Below are 15,589 nucleotides of genomic sequence, written 5' to 3'. Positions count from 1 at the left end.
AAGCGGCGTGCAGACCGTCGCCCGGCGCGCAACAAGCCGCGGCCCGCCGCACGCGCGCGAGCCGCGACGCCGCCGTCAGGCCTGCGGCTGCGCCGCGGGCTGCTCGCCTTCCTCGACCGGCCAGTCGCGGATGTAGGCCTTGAGCATGCGGTTCTCGAAGTCCTGCGCCTCGACGACGGCCTTCGCGACGTCGTAGAAGCTGATCACGCCCATCAGCGTGCGCCCGTCCATCACCGGCGTGTAGCGCGCGTGGCGCTGCAGCATGATGCGGCGCACTTCGTCGAGCTCGGTCTCGGGCGTGCAGGTCAGCGGCGAGTCGTCCATCACGGTGCGCACGACCGTGTCGCCGACCTTGCCGCCGTTGTTCACGACGGCCGCGATGACTTCGCGGAAGGTCAGGATGCCGACCAGCTCGCCGTGCTCCATCACGACCAGCGAGCCGATGTCGTGCTCGGCCATCGTCTGGCAGGCGTGCCACAGCGGCTGGTCGGGCGACACGGTGAACAGCGTGCCGCCCTTGACGCGCAGGATGTCGTGGACTTTCATCGGCCGTCTCCTCGCCCGTTGCGCGGGTCCCGTCGGGGCAATATAGCCCACAATCGCCGCAGCACGACACCCCGCGAACCCCGGGTTCGCGCCCTGCCATGCCCGGACCTTCCGACCCCGGCTTCGACACGCTGGCGCTGCACGCCGGCGCCGCGCCCGACCCCGCCACCGGCGCGCGCGCGCTGCCGATCCACCTGAGCACGAGCTTCGTGTTCGAGAGCTCCGAACACGCCGCGAGCCTGTTCAACATGGAGCGCTCGGGCCACGTCTACAGCCGCATCAGCAACCCGACGAACGCCGTGTTCGAGGAGCGCATCGCGGCGCTCGAGGGCGGCGTGGGCAGCATCGCAACCGCCAGCGGCCAGGCCGCACTGCACCTGGCGATCGCGACGATCGCCGGCGCGGGCAGCCACATCGTGGCCAGCAGCGCGCTGTACGGCGGCAGCCACAACCTGCTCGCCTACACGCTGCCGCGCTTCGGCATCACGACGACGTTCGTCGCGCCGGGCGACGTCGACGCGTGGCGCGCCGCGATCCGGCCGCAGACGCGGCTGCTGTTCGGCGAGACGCTCGGCAACCCGGGGCTCGACGTGCTCGACATCCCGGCGGTGGCGCAGGTCGCGCACGACGCCGGGCTGCCGCTGCTGGTGGACTCGACGTTCACGACGCCGTGGCTGATGAAGCCCTTCGAGCACGGCGCCGACCTCGTCTTCCACTCGGCGACCAAGTTCCTCTGCGGCCACGGCACCGTCGTCGGTGGCGTGCTCGTCGACGGCGGCACGTTCGACTGGTCGGCGTCGCCGCGCTTTCCCGAGCTGAACGAGCCGTACACCGGCTTCCACGGCATGGTGTTCACCGAGGAGAGCACGGTCGGCGCCTTCCTGCTGCGCGCACGCCGCGAGGGGCTGCGCGACTTCGGCGCCTGCATGAGCCCGCACACCGCGTGGCTGATGCTGCAGGGCCTCGAGACGCTGCCGCTGCGCATGGCACGCCACGTCGACAACACGCGCAAGGTGGTCGACTTCCTCGTGCGCCAGCCGCTGGTCGCGCGCGTCGGCTACCCCGAGCTCGAGAGCCACCCGAGCCACGCGCTGGCCAAAAAGCTGCTGCCGCGCGGCTGCGGCGCCGTCTTCAGCTTCGACCTGAAGGGCTCGCGCGCCCAGGGCCGCGCGTTCATCGAGGCGCTCAAGCTCTTCAGCCACCTCGCCAACGTCGGCGACTGCCGCTCGCTGGTGATCCACCCGGCGTCCACCACGCACTTCCGCATGGACGACGCGGCGCTCGCGCGCGCGGGCATCGAGCCGGGGACGATCCGGCTGTCGATCGGGCTCGAGGACCCCGACGACCTGATCGACGACCTCAAGCGCGCGCTGCGCGCCGCCGAGAAGGCCGCGCCATGAAACTGACCGTCCACGGCCGCGAGGCCTACGCGTACACCGGCGGCAAGCCGTTCGATGCGGCGCTGCCCACCGTCGTCTTCATCCACGGCGCGCTCAACGACCACAGCGTGTGGACACTGCTGGCGCGCTGGTTCGCGCACCACGGCTGGGGCGTGCTCGCGGTCGACCAGCCCGGCCACATGCGCAGCGCCGGCCCGGTGCTGCCGAGCATCGAGGCGCTCGCGGACTGGACGCTGGCGCTGCTCGACGCGGCCGGCGTGCAGCGCGCGGCGCTCGCCGGCCACAGCATGGGCTCGCTGATCGCGCTCGAGGCGGCGGGGCGCGCGCCCGAGCGCGTGACGCACCTCGCGCTGCTGGGCACCGCGTACCCGATGAAGGTGTCCGAGGCGCTGCTCGCGACGTCGCGCGACGACCCGCTGAAGGCGATCGACATGGTGACCGTGTTCTCGCACTCGACGATCGCGGCCAAGCCGTCGTTCCCGGGGCCGGGGATGTGGCTGCACGGCTCGGCGCGCGCGCTGGGGCGGCGCGTGCTCGCGGCGCAGTGCGAGATCAACCTGTTCCACCACGACTTCGCGCTGTGCGACGCCTACGCGCACGGCCTCGAGGCCGCCGCACAGGTGCGCTGCCCGGCAACATTGATCCTCGGCGAGCGCGACCAGATGACGTCGCCGAAGGCCACACGCGACCTCGCGCAGGCGCTGAAAGCGCGCGTGCTGACGGTGCCCGCCGGCCACGCGCTGATGGCCGAGGCGCCCGACGCGACGCTGGCGGCGCTGCGGGCGGCGTTCGCGCCGGCGGCGGCCGCCTGAGACGCCGCCCCGCGGCGCGCGCGCGTCAGCCGAGCACGTCGGCCAGCGTCAGCCGCGCCAGCCCGGCGCGGTCACGGAACGCGGCCGTCGCGCTGCTCGGCGCGAGCAGCAGCGCGTCGACGAGCGGCGCCACCGGTGTCGTCGCCGGGTCGCAGGCCAGCACGTGGCGCGGGTCGCCGCCTTCGTCGAGGCGGCCGACCCAGTCGAGCGCAATCAGCGTGTCGAGCACCGGCTCGATCTGCAGCGGGTCGAGCCGCAGCTGGTACGCCAGCGACGGCAGCGACCACCCGCGCGCCGGCAGGCTGCGCGCGCGCGCCAGCTCGCGCAGCAGCACCAGCGCGAGTTCGAAGCGGTCGCCGGGCGACGGCGGCCGCCGCGCGACGCGCATCGACAGGCTTGGTGCGTAGGCCGCGATCACGGCGCCGAGCAGCACGATGGCCCACACGGTGTAGATCCACAGCAGGAACACCGGCAGCGCGGCCGCGGCGCCGTAGATCGCGGCATTGGCCGGGAACGCGCGCACGTACCAGCCCAGCGCCTGCTTGGCCAGCTCGATGCCGACCGCGACGAACAGCCCGCCGGCCCACGCGTGGCGCCAGCGCACGTCGGTGTTGGGCAGGTAGTGGTACAGGCCCGCCATCGTCGCGGCGAGCAGGCCGAACTCGAACGCGGCGAGCAGCGCGCGCGTGAGCCCCGGCATCGGCCCGACCCAGCCGGCCGCCGCCGACAGCGCCCACGAGCTGGCCGTCACGCTGACGGCCAGCACCAGCGGCCCCAGCGTCAGCGCCGCCCAGTACACGAGCACACGCTGGCCGAGCGGGCGCGGCCGGCGCACGCGCCAGATCGCGTTGAGCGCGCCGTCCATCGTGAACAGCAGCACCAGCGCCGACGCCAGCAGCACCGCGACGCTGACGCCGCCCATCGCCAGCGCGCGGTCGGCGAAGCGCGTCAGCGCCGCGAGCACCGGCTTGGCGATCTCGGCCGGCACGAACGCGGGCAGCACCTGCGTCTCGAGCCGCCCGCGCAGGTCGGCGAACAGCGGGAAGATCGACAGCACCGCGAAGGCCACCGTGACCAGCGGCACGAGCGCGAACAGCGTCGTGAACGTCAGGCTGCTCGCCGTCAGGCTGAGGTGGTCTTCGCGGAAGCGCTGGCGCAGCGTGGACAGCGTCGCCATCCACGGCCAGTCGTGCAGCGTGGCCAGCAGTTCGGCCGTGCGGCTGCGCACCTGGGCCACGGTCGCGAGGGGCGATCTCATGCGGCCTATGATGCCAGCCATGCCCGACGCGACCACCCTCCCCGCCGAGCCCGCAGCGCCCGACGGCGTCGTGCGGCTGACGCGCGCGATGGCGGTCGGCAGCCTGCTCGCGATGATCGTGCTCGGCCTCGCATGGGAGCTGTGGCTGGCACCCACCGGCAACCGCACGCTGGTGCTCAAGGTGCTGCCGCTGGCGATCCCGATCGCCGGGCTGCTGAAACACCGCATGTACACCTACCGCTGGGTCAGCCTGCTGGTGTGGCTGTACTTCACCGAGGGCGTCGTGCGCGCGACGAGCGACAGCGGGCTCAGTGCGGTGCTGGCCGCGATCCAGGTCGTGCTGTGCCTGGTGCTGTTCACGGCGTGCGCGCTGCACGTGCGCTGGCGGTTCAGACAGGCGGCCGGGCGCGGGTCAGCCGCCGTCAACCGGACGTAGAGCGCCCCACTCGCAGCGCGCCGCGGCGGCGTGCACGCGGCCCCCGCAACCGGGTGTGGCACGAAGTCACGTTCTTACAGTCTCACGTTCGAAAGGCGTGCCGGTGCTTCCAATAATGCGCACATGGATTGCCCGCTGGAGGGGTATCGCGTCGCGCGTAGCGTCGATGCAATCGCTGTGAAGGAAAGGCTCGCACCATGACCGACTCGACGCCTCAAGCAGACTGCGCGATCGGCCGTCGCTGGTTGACGACGTGGCTCGCGCTGGCCGTCACCGTCGCCGTGGCCGCTTGTGGAGGCGGCGGCGGTGGCGGCTCGCTGCCGCCGGCAAGTTCGGTGGGCTTCCTGCAGGTCACCGTCATCGATGCGTTCGGCGCTGCGGTGCCTGGCGCCACGGTGAGCGGCACGCTCGGCGGATCGAGCCAAACGGCGACGACCAATCCAGCCGGCATCGCCGTGATCGGTTTCAACGAGCCGAACGGCACCGCGTCACTGACGGTGACGCGCGCGTCGTTCCGCGAGCGCGTGGCGACCGCCGACGTCGTGCGCGGCCAGCGCCGGGACGTCACCGTCACGCTCGACCGCGCCACAGCGCCGGCCGGTGGTTCGCTGACGACGCGCAGCGGGTTTGCGCCGGTCGTCGGCATGGCCCAGCAAACGCTCACGTTCGAGATCGAAGTCGTGGCCGTCGACGGCGACGGTCAGCCGCTTGGCGGTCTCGACGCCTCGAGCTTCGTGCTGCTGCCCTGCGCGCCCGATGCAGCCACCGTCGACCGAGCGGACTGCGTGCGTGGCACGTCTTTGGCGCACGACGTGGCGTACACCCCGCTGCCCGCGCTCCCCTTGCAGTTGGAAGTCGTGGCTGGGGGCACGCCGCAGCCGTATGCAGCGGCACTGCTGCTCGACCAGAGCGGCAGCATCGCGCAGTCCGACCCAACCGGTGCACGCCTGTACTCGGCCAAGGCCTTCCTCTCCGGTCTGGGCTCAGGCGACGCGGCACGCATCGCGGCCTTCGCCGGCGGATCGGATGCGCGCATCCCGACCCCGCCGCTGGCCACGTTCGGCCCGTTCCGCGGCCCCGCTGGCGCGATGGCGTTCTTCCCCGACCTCGATGCGCTGGCGCAGCAGGTGGGGGGCAACACGCCGATGTATGCCGCGCTCGACACGCTGCGCGACAGCGTGGCGACCGACCCGAGCGTCGCTCCCGGCCAGGGCAAGGCCGTCGTGCTGTTCACCGACGGCATCGACACCGACTGCGGCAACGCCGCCGCATGCCTCGCGCGGCGCAACCAGTCGGTGGCCGGCGCGCTGGCTCAAGGGGTGCGCGTGTTCACGATCGGGCTGTCGAGCCAGATCGACGTCGAGGCGCTGGCCGACCTGTCGAACCGCACCGGCGGTGCGTTCTTGTACGCCGAAAGCGCCGAACAGCTGCTACCGCTGTACGGTACCGTCGGCCGACTGCTGAGCCTGAGCCTGCCAACGTACCGGCTGCGCTGGATGGTGCAGGCCGATGCACCCGGCGCCTTCGCATCGGGACGCGCACTGCTCGGCCGTATCGAGGTGCGGCACGGCAGCGGCACGTTCGAGGTCCCGTTCATCGTTGGCATTCCCTAACCCGGCGCCACGTCCGCTGGGGGGTCGATAGGGCAGCCCTTCGGAATCGGCCGCAAGCCCTGCTTTGCGAAAATGCGCGTGATGAACGGCGGCCCGACGAACCTGCTGCCGACGCTGCGCGCGATCGTCGGCGATGCGCATGTGCTGACGACGGCGACGCACGGCGACCTTTCGGCTTATGAAGTCGACTGGCGCAAGCGCTGGCGCGGCCGCGCCTTGGCCGTCGTGCGGCCGGGCACTGCGGTCGAGGTGGCCGCTGTCGTGCGCGCCTGCGCCGACGCCGGCGTGGCGATCGTGCCGCAGGGCGGCAACACCGGGCTGGTCGGCGGCGGCGTGCCCGACGGCAGCGGCACGCAGGTGCTGCTGAGCCTTCAGCGGCTCAACCGCGTGCGCGAAATCGACGCGGCCAACCTGACGATCACCGTCGAAGCCGGCTGCGTGCTGCAGGCGGTGCAGCAGGCCGCCGACGACGCGGGGCTGCTGTTCCCGCTCAGCCTCGCCGCCGAGGGCAGCTGCACGATCGGCGGCAACCTCGCGGCCAACGCCGGCGGCACGCAGGTGCTGCGCTTCGGCAACGCGCGCGAGCTGTGCCTCGGGCTCGAGGTCGTCACGGCACAGGGCGAGCTGTGGGACGGGCTGTCGGGCCTGCGCAAGGACAACACCGGCTACGACCTGCGCGACCTGTTCATCGGCAGCGAAGGCACGCTGGGCGTGATCACCGCCGCGACGCTGAAGCTGTTCCCGCGCCCCGCCGCCGTGATGACGGCGCTGGCCGCCTGCGCGTCGATCGCCGACGCGGTGCGGCTGCTCGAGCGCGCGCGCGCCCGCCTGGGCGCCGGGCTGACGGGGTTCGAGGTGATGAACCGCTTCTCGCTCGAACTGGTCGCGCGCCACTTCCCGCAACTCGCACAACCGTTCGCCGGCGACGCGGCGCCGGCGTGGACCGTGCTGCTCGAACTCTCCGACGGCGAAAGCGAGGCGCACGCGCGCGAGGCCTTCGAGGCGCTGCTCGCCGACGCGCTCGACGCGCAGCTGATCGCCGACGCCGTGGTCGCCGAGAGCGTCGCGCAGTCGAGGGCGCTGTGGCACCTGCGCGAGTCGATTCCGCTGGCGCAGGCCGAGGAAGGGCTCAACATCAAGCACGACATCGCGCTGCCGGTGTCGCGCATCCCGGACTTCGTCGCGGCCACCGACGCGGCGCTCGAAGCCGCGTTCCCCGGCGTGCGGCTGGTCGACTTCGGCCACCTCGGCGACGGCAACCTGCACTACAACGTGCAGGCGCCGGTCGGCGTCGACGCGGCGGCGTTCCTGCGCGAGCGCGAACACGCCGTCAACGCGCTGGTGTTCGACGCGGTGATGGCGCACGGCGGCTCGATCTCGGCCGAGCACGGCATCGGCGCACTCAAGCGCGACGAACTCGCACGGCGCAAGCACCCGGTGGCGCTGCGGCTGATGCGCGCGATCAAGACCGCGCTCGACCCGGTGGGCGTGATGAACCCCGGCCGCGTGCTCTGAGCCGGCCCGCCGCGCGTCTCGGGCGAACGCGGTGCCCGCTGCGCGCTACTGCAGCGGCTCCTTCAGCGCGGCCGGCACCGGCAGCGCGACGACTTCGATGCCCTCCTCGCGCAGCGATTCGCGCTCCTCGGGCGTGGCGTGACCCCGGATGCCGCGGGCCTCGACCTCACCGTAGTGGATGCGCCGCGCTTCTTCCGCAAAGCGGTCGCCGACGTCTTCCGTGGTCGCCAGCACGTGGCGCACGGCCTTCAGCCACAGCGCCTGCAGGTCGGGCTGCGCAGCGGCCGCGGGTGGCGGTGCCTCGTCGGCACGCACGCCCGACAGGTTCAGCCGTGGCGCGCTCGGCAGCCGCGTGACGACGCGGTCGCCGCACAGCGGGCATTCGATCAGGCCGCGGCCGTTCTGGTCGAGGAACTCGTCGTCGCTGGCGAACCAGCCTTCGAATCGGTGCCCGTGGGAACAACGCAGGTCGAGCACTTTCATGGCCGCATTATCGGCGGCCGTCACGAAACCTTCACGGTGCGGGTTGCCAGCGCAGCGGCCACGCGCCAGCGCGCCAGCGCTGCAACCACAGCAGGCCGACGAGCGTCTTGACGTCGGTGACCTCTCCGCGCGCGGCCATCGCGTCGAGCTCGGCGGGGTCGACGAGCACGACCTCGAGGTGTTCGCCGTCGTCGAGCCGCGAGGCTCCCGCCGTCAGGCCGCGCGCGAACCAGATCTCGATACGCTCGTCGGAGTAGCCCACCGCGTTGTGCATCAGCCCGGCGCGCGCCCACTCGCGCGCGGTGTAGCCGGTTTCCTCGGCGAGCTCGCGCACGCCGGTGGCCAGCGGCCCTTCGCCGGCGTCGATCTTGCCGGCCGGCAGCTCGAGCAGCACGCGCCCGAGCGGGTAGCGGAACTGGCGCTCCATCACGAGCCGACCGTCGTCGAGCAGCGGCACGACGACGACGGCACCGGGGTGCACGATGTACTCGCGCGTGGCCTCGCGGCCGTCGGGTAGCCGCACGCGGTCGCGGCGCACGTCGAGCAGCGCACCGCGGAAGACGACCTCACTGGCGACGCGCGACTCGCGCAGGTGCTCGTCGTCGGCCATCACGCGCCGCGGCGCAGGTAGCGCCACACGAAGCCCGGGAAAGCGAACGTGACGAACAGGCACAGCGCGGCGACGTAGAATTCCCAGTTCTGCGGCTGACGCTGGCCGACGCGGGCTTCGAGCCCGAAGCCGACTGCGAGCGCGACGCCGCCGTACACCAGCAGTTCGAGCACGCGCCAGCCCAGGTGCTTGCGTGCGAGCCGCGGCCCGGCGACGAACAGGCGCTCGTTGACGAACGGCAGGTTGGCGAGCACGAGTGCGACGAGCAGCACCAGCCACACCTCGGCGGAATGCGTCATGGACATCTCGACCTGCGAGCGCGGTGGGTGGTTCCGTGCTCAGCCGGCCAGCGCCTTGACGATCGCGTCGCGGCACAGCGCCATCAGGCCGCCGGGCAGCAGCCCGAGCACGAGCACCGCGGCGCCGTTGACCGCCAGCAGCGCGCCCGCGCCGTGCGGCACCCACGTGACCGGCGCCGCGTCGGCCGGCTCGTCGAAGTACATCACCTTGACGACGCGCAGGTAGTAGAACGCGCCGACCAGCGACAGCAGCACGGCGACGACGGCGAGCACGATGTAGCCGGTCGAGGCGGTCGTCACCAGCGCCTGCAGCACCGCGAGCTTGGCGTAGAAGCCCACCGTCGGCGGGATGCCGGCCAGCGAGAACATGAACACCGTCATCACGCCGGCCAGCCACGGGCTGCGCCTGGCCAGGCCGGCGAAGTCGGCGATCTGGTCGCACTCGTGGCCCTGGCGCGCGAGCAGCATCACGAGTCCGAACGTGCCCAGCGTCGTCAGCACGTAGGTCACGAGGTAGAACAGCGCCGAGCTGTAGCCGTTGGCTGCCGACAGCGTGTTGCCGGCCACGACGGTGGGCGTCAGGCCGAGCAGCACGAAGCCGATCTGCGCGATCGTCGAGTACGCCAGCATCCGCTTGAGGTTGGTCTGCGCGATCGCCACCAAGTTGCCGATCACGAGCGACGCCACCGCGAGCACGATCAGCATCTGCTGCCAGTCGGCGGCCAGCCCGTTGAGCGCCTCGTGCAGCAGGCGGATCGTCATGCCGAACGCGGCCAGCTTCGGCGCGCCGGCGATCAGCAGCGTGGCCGCCGTCGGCGCGCCGTGGTAGACGTCGGGCACCCACATGTGGAACGGCACTGCGCCGAACTTGAACGCCAGCCCGGCGACGATGAACACGATGCCAATGACGAGCACTTCCTCGTTGATGCGCCCGCTCTGGATCGCGTCGAACACCTCGTCGTGCTGCAGCGAGCCGGTGGCGCCGTACATCATCGACAGGCCGTAGAGCAGGAAGCCGCTGGCCAGCGCGCCGAGCACGAAGTACTTCATCGCCGCCTCGGTCGCGGTGGCGTGGTCGCGCCGCAGCGCCACGAGCGCGTACAGCGACAGGCTCATGATCTCGAGGCCGAGGTAGACGACGAGGAAGTTGTTGGCCGACACCATCACGCCGATGCCCAGCAGCGCGAACATCGCCAGCGAGAAGAACTCGCCCTTGAGCATCTCGCGCGACGCGATGTACGGCTGCGCGTAGGCGATCGTCAGCATCGTGGCCAGCGTCGCGAACAGCGACAGCAGGTGACCCAGCGGGTCCGACACCATCAGGCCCTGCATGCCGACCAGGCTCTCGCCCGCCGACAGCGCGTCGAAGTGCAGCAGCGCGACGACGGCCAGCGACGCCTGCGCCAGCCAGAACGTCGGGCGCCGGCGCGCGTCGGTGACGAACAGGTCGACCAGCGCGACCGCGGCCACCGCCGCCAGCAGCACGACCTGCGGCAGGCCCACCATCCAGTTCAGCTCGTTCATTTCGTTCCAGCGGGCGGTGTCAATCCAGCTTCGATTGCGCGACGTGGTCGAGCAGCTGCGTCACCGACGCCTGCATCACGTCGGTGAACGGTTTCGGGTACACGCCCATCGCCAGCACCGCGACGGCCAGCACCGCGAGCATCGCGAACTCGCGCCGGTTGATGTCGGTCAGCGCCTTCACGTGGTCGTTGGCGACGTCGCCGAAGTACACGCGCTTGACCATCCACAGCGTGTACGCCGCACCGAAAATCAGCGTCGTCGCGGCCAGCATGCCGAGCCAGAAGTTGACCTTGACGGTCGCGAGGATCACCATCCACTCGCCGACGAAACCGGCGGTGCCCGGCAGGCCGGCGTTGGCCATCGCGAACAGCACCGCGAAGGCGGCGAACTTCGGCATCGTGTTGACGACGCCGCCGTAATCGGCGATCTCGCGCGAGTGCACGCGGTCGTACAGCACGCCGATGCACAGGAACATCGCGCCCGAGACGAAGCCGTGGCTGATCATCTGCACGAGGCCGCCGGCGACGCCGAGCTCCTCGAAGATGAAGAAGCCCAGCGTCACGAAGCCCATGTGCGCGATCGACGAGTACGCGACGAGCTTCTTCATGTCGCGCTGAACCAGCGCGACCAGCCCGATGTAGACCACGGCCACCAGGCTCAGCGCGATGATGAACCACGCGTACTCGCGCGACGCGTCGGGCGCGATCGGCATCGAGAAGCGCAGGAAACCGTAGGCGCCGAGCTTGAGCATGATCGCCGCCAGCACGACCGAGCCGCCGGTGGGGGCCTCGACGTGCGCGTCGGGCAGCCAGGTGTGGACCGGCCACATCGGCACCTTGACCGAGAACGCCGCGAAGAACGCGAAGAACAGCAGCACCTGCGCGGCCATCGGAATCGGGAGCTGGTGCCAGTCGAGGATAGCGAAGCTGCCGCCGGACTTCCAGTACAGGTAGATCAGCGCGATCAGCATCAGCAGCGAGCCGAGCAGCGTGTAGAGGAAGAACTTGAACGCCGCATAGACCCGCCGGGGCCCTCCCCACACGCCGATGATGATGTACATCGGGATCAGCGTGGCCTCGAAGAAGACGTAGAACAGCAGACCGTCGAGCGCGGCGAACACGCCGATCATCAGCCCCGACAGGACCAGGAACGCGCCCATGTACTGGTTGACGCGCTCCTCGATGACTTCCCAGCCGGCGATCACGACGATGACGGTGATGAACGCCGTCAGCAGCACGAACCACACCGAGATGCCGTCGACGCCGAGGTGGTAGTGCGCGTTGAAGCGCTCGATCCACGGCAGCTTCTCGACGAACTGCATCTGCGCCGTGCTCGCGTCGAAGCCCGTCACCAGCGGGATCGTCACCAGGAAGCCGGCCACGGCACCGGCCAGCGCCATCCAGCGCACGACGTCGCGGTACTGGTCGCGTCCGAGCGCGAGCAGCACGACGCCCGCCGCGATCGGCAGCCAGATGGCAACACTCAACAGACCCATTGTTCTTCGCTCCGCCCGTCTCGTCGTCGCCTCAACGCCCGACGAGGCCCGTCAGGTGCGGCCACAGCTGCCACGTCATCAGGGCGAACACGCCCAGCATCATCACCAGCGCGTACCAGTACAGGTGCCCGGTCTGGATGACGCGCACGACACCCGACAGCCAGCCGACCACGCGCGCCGACCCGTTGACGACGAGACCGTCGATCAGCGTCTGGTCGCCGCCCTTCCACAGGCCGGTGCCGAGCGCGCGCGCGGCGCGCGCCAGCACGTGCTCGTTGAACCAGTCCATGTAGTACTTGTTCTCGAGCACGGTGACCAGCGGCCGCAGCGCGCGCGCGATCGCCGCCGGAATCGCCGGCTGCTTCAGGTAGAACCACCACGCGGTCGCGACGCCAGCCACCGCGAGCCAGAACGGCAGCGTCTGCAGCCCGTGCAGCGCCATCGCCGCGGCGCCGTGGAAGTGTTCGGCCAGCTGCGCCATCGCCGGGTGCTTCGCGGCGTCGACGACGATCGCGCCGGCGAAGAAGTCGCCGAACAGCATCGGGCCGATCGTCAGGTAGCCGATCACGACCGACGGAATCGCCAGGAGCACGAGCGGCGCCGTGACGACCCACGGCGACTCGTGCGGCGTCGCGTCGTGGTGGTCACCGTGGCCGTGATCGTCGTGCGCGTGGTCGTCTTCCGGCGGGAACGGCTTGTGGCGGAAGCGCTCCTCGCCGTGGAAGACGAGGAAGTACATCCGGAACGAGTAGAACGCCGTGACGAACACGCCGGCGACGACGGCGAACGTCGCGAAGCCTGCACCCGGCAGCGTGCTCGCCTCGACCGCCATGATGATGCTGTCCTTGCTGTAGAAGCCCGAGAACAGCGGCGTGCCGATCAGCGCCAGCGAGCCCAGCAGCGCCGTGATCCACGTGATCGGCATGTACCTGCGCAGGCCGCCCATGTTGCGGATGTCCTGGTCGTGGTGCATGCCGATGATCACGCTGCCCGCGGCGAGGAACAGCAGCGCCTTGAAGAACGCGTGCGTCATCAGGTGGAACACCGCGACCGAGTACGCGCTCGCGCCGAGCGCGACCGTCATGTAGCCGAGCTGGCTCAGCGTCGAATACGCGACGACGCGCTTGATGTCGTTCTGGATGATGCCCAGCAGGCCCATGAACAGCGCGGTGATCGCGCCGATGACGAGCACGAAGTTCAGCGCCGTGTCCGACAGCTCGAACAGCGGGCTCATGCGCGCGACCATGAAGATGCCCGCGGTGACCATCGTCGCGGCGTGGATCAGCGCCGAGATCGGCGTCGGGCCCTCCATCGAGTCGGGCAGCCACACGTGCAGCGGGAACTGCGCGCTCTTGCCCATCGCGCCGATGAACAGGCAGATGCACGCCACCGTCAGCAGCATCCAACCGGTGCCGGGGAAGGTCAGCGTCGCGAGTTCGCCGGCCTTCGCGAAGGCCTCGGCGTAGTTCAGCGTGCCGGCGTAGGCGGCGATCAGGCCGATGCCGAGGATGAAGCCGAAGTCACCGACCCGGTTGACGAGGAAGGCCTTCAGGTTCGCGAAGATCGCGCTCGGCCGCTTGTACCAGAAGCCGATCAGCAGGTAGCTCACGAGGCCCACCGCTTCCCAGCCGAAGAACAGCTGCAGGAAGTTGTTGCTCATCACGAGCATCAGCATCGAGAACGTGAACAGGCTGATGTAGGCGAAGAAGCGCTGGTAGCCCGGGTCGTCGGCCATGTAGCCGATCGTGTAGACGTGCACCATCAGCGACACGAAGGTCACGACGCACATCATCATCGCCGTCAGCCCGTCGACGAGGAAGCCGACTTCCATCTTCAGGCCGCCGACGACCATCCACTCGTAGATCGTCGCGTCGAAGCGCGCGCCGTGCAGCGCGACGTCCTTGAGCACGAGCGCCGACAGCACGAACGCGACGGCGACGCCGAGGATCGTGACCGTGTGCGCGCCACGCCGGCCGACGGCGCGACCGAACAGGCCGGCGACGACGGCGCCGACCAGCGGCGCCAGCGGCACCGCGAGCAGGAGGTTGGGGTTCAGTTCCGCTGCCATGTCGTGGTCATCCCTTGAGCGTGTCGAGCTCCTCGACCTCGATCGACGAGCGGTTGCGGAACAGCACGACGAGGATCGCCAGGCCGATCGCCGACTCGGCGGCAGCCACAGTCAGGATGAAGAACACGAAGACCTGCCCCGCCATGTCGCCGAGGTAGTGCGAGAACGCGACGAAGTTCAGGTTGACGGCGAGCAGCATCAGCTCGATCGCCATCAGCAGCACGATCAGGTTGCGGCGGTTGAGGAAGATGCCGATCACCGACAGCGCGAACAGGATCGCGCCCAGCGACAGGAAGTGGCCCAGCGTGATCGGCCCCATCATGCCTGCCCCTCCTCGGCGCCCTTGGCCACGGCCGGCCGGTCGACCACCGGCGGCATCTGCACCACGCGCAGGCGCTCGGCCTTGCGCGCCTTGACCTGCTCGGCCGGGTCGATGTAGCGCGTGTCCTTGCGCCGGCGCAGCGTCAGCGCGATCGCGGCGACGATGGCCAGCAGCAGCAGCACCGCGGCGAGCTGCAGCGGGTACAGGTAGTTGGTGTAGATCTCGATGCCCAGCAGCTTGGTGTTGCCCATCGCCACCTGCTCGGGGGTGGGGCGCGGCGCGTCGGGCAGGTCGAAGCCGCCCATCAGCACGAGCGCCATCTCGAGCGCGATGACGGCGCCCACTGCGCCGGCCAGCGGGAAGTGCTTCCAGAAGTTCTCGCGGAACTTGTCGGTGTTGATGTCGAGCATCATCACGACGAACAGGAACAGCACCATCACGGCGCCGACGTAGACGAGCACGAGCGCGATCGCGAGGAACTCCGCCTCGAGCAGCATCCACACGCACGACGCGCTGAAGAATGCCAGCACGAGGTACAGCGCCGCGTGCACCGTGCTGCGCGCGGTGATGACGCGAAATGCCGCGAACAGCAGCACGGCCGAGAAGACGTAGAAGAGCGCGGTCATCGTGTTCATGGTGTTCGGGCCGTACGACGCCGCCGCGGGCCGGTCGCGGGCCGCGGCGGCGGTCGGCGAGCGCCTCAGCGGTACGGTGCGTCGGCCTGCCGGTTGGCGGCGATCTCCTTTTCGTAGCGGTCACCGACCGCGAGCAGCATGTCCTTCGTGAAGTACAGGTCGCCGCGCTTCTCGCCGTGGTACTCGAAGATGTGCGTCTCGACGATCGAGTCGACCGGGCAGCTCTCCTCGCAGAAGCCGCAGAAGATGCACTTCGTCAGGTCGATGTCGTAGCGCGTCGTGCGCCGCGTGCCGTCGGCGCGTACGTCGGACTCGATCGTGATCGCCATCGCCGGGCACACCGCTTCGCACAGCTTGCACGCGATGCAGCGCTCCTCGCCGTTGTCGTAGCGGCGCAGCGCGTGCAGGCCGCGGAAGCGCGGCGACAGCGGCGTCTTCTCTTCCGGGTACTGGATCGTGATGCTCTTGCGCAGGAAGTGGCGCCCGGTCAGCGCCATGCCCTTGAACAGCTCGAGCAGCAGGAAGCTGGAGAAGAAGTCTTTCACCGCGGACATGTCCTCGTCTCCCGGGTCT

General features: G+C 70.3%; 16 protein-coding genes. 5 read left to right on the top strand and 11 right to left on the bottom strand.

Annotated elements, in window-relative coordinates; genetic code table 11:
• Positions 1–75 precede the first annotated feature (75 nt).
• The gene (locus MOJ79_RS13785) at positions 76–546 is read right to left on the bottom strand and encodes a CBS domain-containing protein (protein WP_241924674.1); all 471 of its coding nucleotides are present in this window, start codon (positions 544–546) and stop codon (positions 76–78) included.
• Between the two features lie 98 nt (positions 547–644).
• Between MOJ79_RS13785 and MOJ79_RS13780 the strand changes: the two genes are divergently transcribed.
• Positions 645–1,946, top strand: coding sequence for an O-acetylhomoserine aminocarboxypropyltransferase (locus MOJ79_RS13780; RefSeq protein ID WP_241924673.1), 1,302 nt, complete (start codon positions 645–647; stop codon positions 1,944–1,946).
• On the top strand, positions 1,943–2,758 hold the full coding sequence (locus MOJ79_RS13775) for an alpha/beta fold hydrolase (protein WP_241924672.1): 816 nt from the start codon (positions 1,943–1,945) through the stop codon (positions 2,756–2,758). The genes MOJ79_RS13780 and MOJ79_RS13775 overlap by 4 nt, the downstream gene beginning before the upstream one ends.
• A gap of 25 nt (positions 2,759–2,783) precedes the next feature.
• Here MOJ79_RS13775 and MOJ79_RS13770 read toward each other — a convergent pair whose 3' ends face one another.
• On the bottom strand, positions 2,784–4,016 hold the full coding sequence (locus MOJ79_RS13770) for a YihY family inner membrane protein (RefSeq protein WP_241924671.1): 1,233 nt from the start codon (positions 4,014–4,016) through the stop codon (positions 2,784–2,786).
• Between the two features lie 19 nt (positions 4,017–4,035).
• Between MOJ79_RS13770 and MOJ79_RS13765 the strand changes: the two genes are divergently transcribed.
• From MOJ79_RS13765 to MOJ79_RS13755, 3 genes are all read left to right on the top strand, one after another.
• On the top strand, positions 4,036–4,452 hold the full coding sequence (locus tag MOJ79_RS13765; protein WP_241924670.1) for a DUF2069 domain-containing protein: 417 nt from the start codon (positions 4,036–4,038) through the stop codon (positions 4,450–4,452).
• Between the two features lie 197 nt (positions 4,453–4,649).
• Positions 4,650–6,065 carry a carboxypeptidase regulatory-like domain-containing protein gene (locus MOJ79_RS13760; protein WP_241924669.1) on the top strand — a complete coding sequence of 472 codons (1,416 nt, stop codon included), beginning with the start codon at positions 4,650–4,652 and terminating at the stop codon, positions 6,063–6,065.
• An 81-nt stretch (positions 6,066–6,146) separates the two neighbouring features.
• A complete protein-coding gene (locus MOJ79_RS13755) occupies positions 6,147–7,580 on the top strand; it encodes an FAD-binding oxidoreductase (RefSeq protein WP_241924668.1) in 1,434 nt (477 codons plus the stop codon).
• A gap of 45 nt (positions 7,581–7,625) precedes the next feature.
• Here MOJ79_RS13755 and MOJ79_RS13750 read toward each other — a convergent pair whose 3' ends face one another.
• The 9 genes from MOJ79_RS13750 to nuoI form a co-directional block, all read right to left on the bottom strand.
• Positions 7,626–8,063, bottom strand: coding sequence for a DUF1178 family protein (locus MOJ79_RS13750; RefSeq protein WP_241924667.1), 438 nt, complete (start codon positions 8,061–8,063; stop codon positions 7,626–7,628).
• Positions 8,064–8,094: 31 nt separating this feature from the next.
• A complete protein-coding gene (locus MOJ79_RS13745; RefSeq protein ID WP_119288433.1) occupies positions 8,095–8,673 on the bottom strand; it encodes an NUDIX domain-containing protein in 579 nt (192 codons plus the stop codon).
• Entirely contained in the window at positions 8,673–8,972 is a 300-nt protein-coding gene (locus MOJ79_RS13740; RefSeq protein ID WP_241924666.1) for a DUF2818 family protein, read from the bottom strand. Before MOJ79_RS13740 ends, MOJ79_RS13745 begins: the two co-directional genes overlap by 1 nt.
• A gap of 39 nt (positions 8,973–9,011) precedes the next feature.
• Entirely contained in the window at positions 9,012–10,496 is a 1,485-nt protein-coding gene (nuoN, locus tag MOJ79_RS13735; protein ID WP_241924665.1) for an NADH-quinone oxidoreductase subunit NuoN, read from the bottom strand.
• A 19-nt stretch (positions 10,497–10,515) separates the two neighbouring features.
• Positions 10,516–11,991: an NADH-quinone oxidoreductase subunit M gene (locus MOJ79_RS13730; RefSeq protein ID WP_241924664.1), complete on the bottom strand. Its 1,476-nt coding sequence runs from the start codon at positions 11,989–11,991 to the stop codon at positions 10,516–10,518.
• A gap of 31 nt (positions 11,992–12,022) precedes the next feature.
• On the bottom strand, positions 12,023–14,059 hold the full coding sequence (gene nuoL, locus MOJ79_RS13725) for an NADH-quinone oxidoreductase subunit L (protein WP_241924663.1): 2,037 nt from the start codon (positions 14,057–14,059) through the stop codon (positions 12,023–12,025).
• 7 nt (positions 14,060–14,066) lie between these two features.
• Positions 14,067–14,378, bottom strand: a complete 312-nt coding sequence (nuoK, locus tag MOJ79_RS13720; protein WP_210756971.1) for an NADH-quinone oxidoreductase subunit NuoK — start codon at positions 14,376–14,378, stop codon at positions 14,067–14,069.
• Complete coding sequence (locus tag MOJ79_RS13715) at positions 14,378–15,016, bottom strand: NADH-quinone oxidoreductase subunit J (RefSeq protein WP_241924662.1); 639 nt, start codon at positions 15,014–15,016, stop codon at positions 14,378–14,380. Before MOJ79_RS13715 ends, nuoK begins: the two co-directional genes overlap by 1 nt.
• Before the next feature lie 65 nt (positions 15,017–15,081).
• The gene (nuoI, locus tag MOJ79_RS13710; RefSeq protein WP_119288288.1) at positions 15,082–15,570 is read right to left on the bottom strand and encodes an NADH-quinone oxidoreductase subunit NuoI; all 489 of its coding nucleotides are present in this window, start codon (positions 15,568–15,570) and stop codon (positions 15,082–15,084) included.
• Positions 15,571–15,589: the final 19 nt, after the last annotated feature.

This window comes from Calidifontimicrobium sp. SYSU G02091, from assembly GCF_022631395.1.
GTDB classification, from domain to species: Bacteria; Pseudomonadota; Gammaproteobacteria; order Burkholderiales; family Burkholderiaceae_C; genus Calidifontimicrobium; species Calidifontimicrobium sediminis.
Note: the sequence above shows the minus strand (reverse complement) of the source record. Positions and strands in the feature narration are given on the sequence as shown.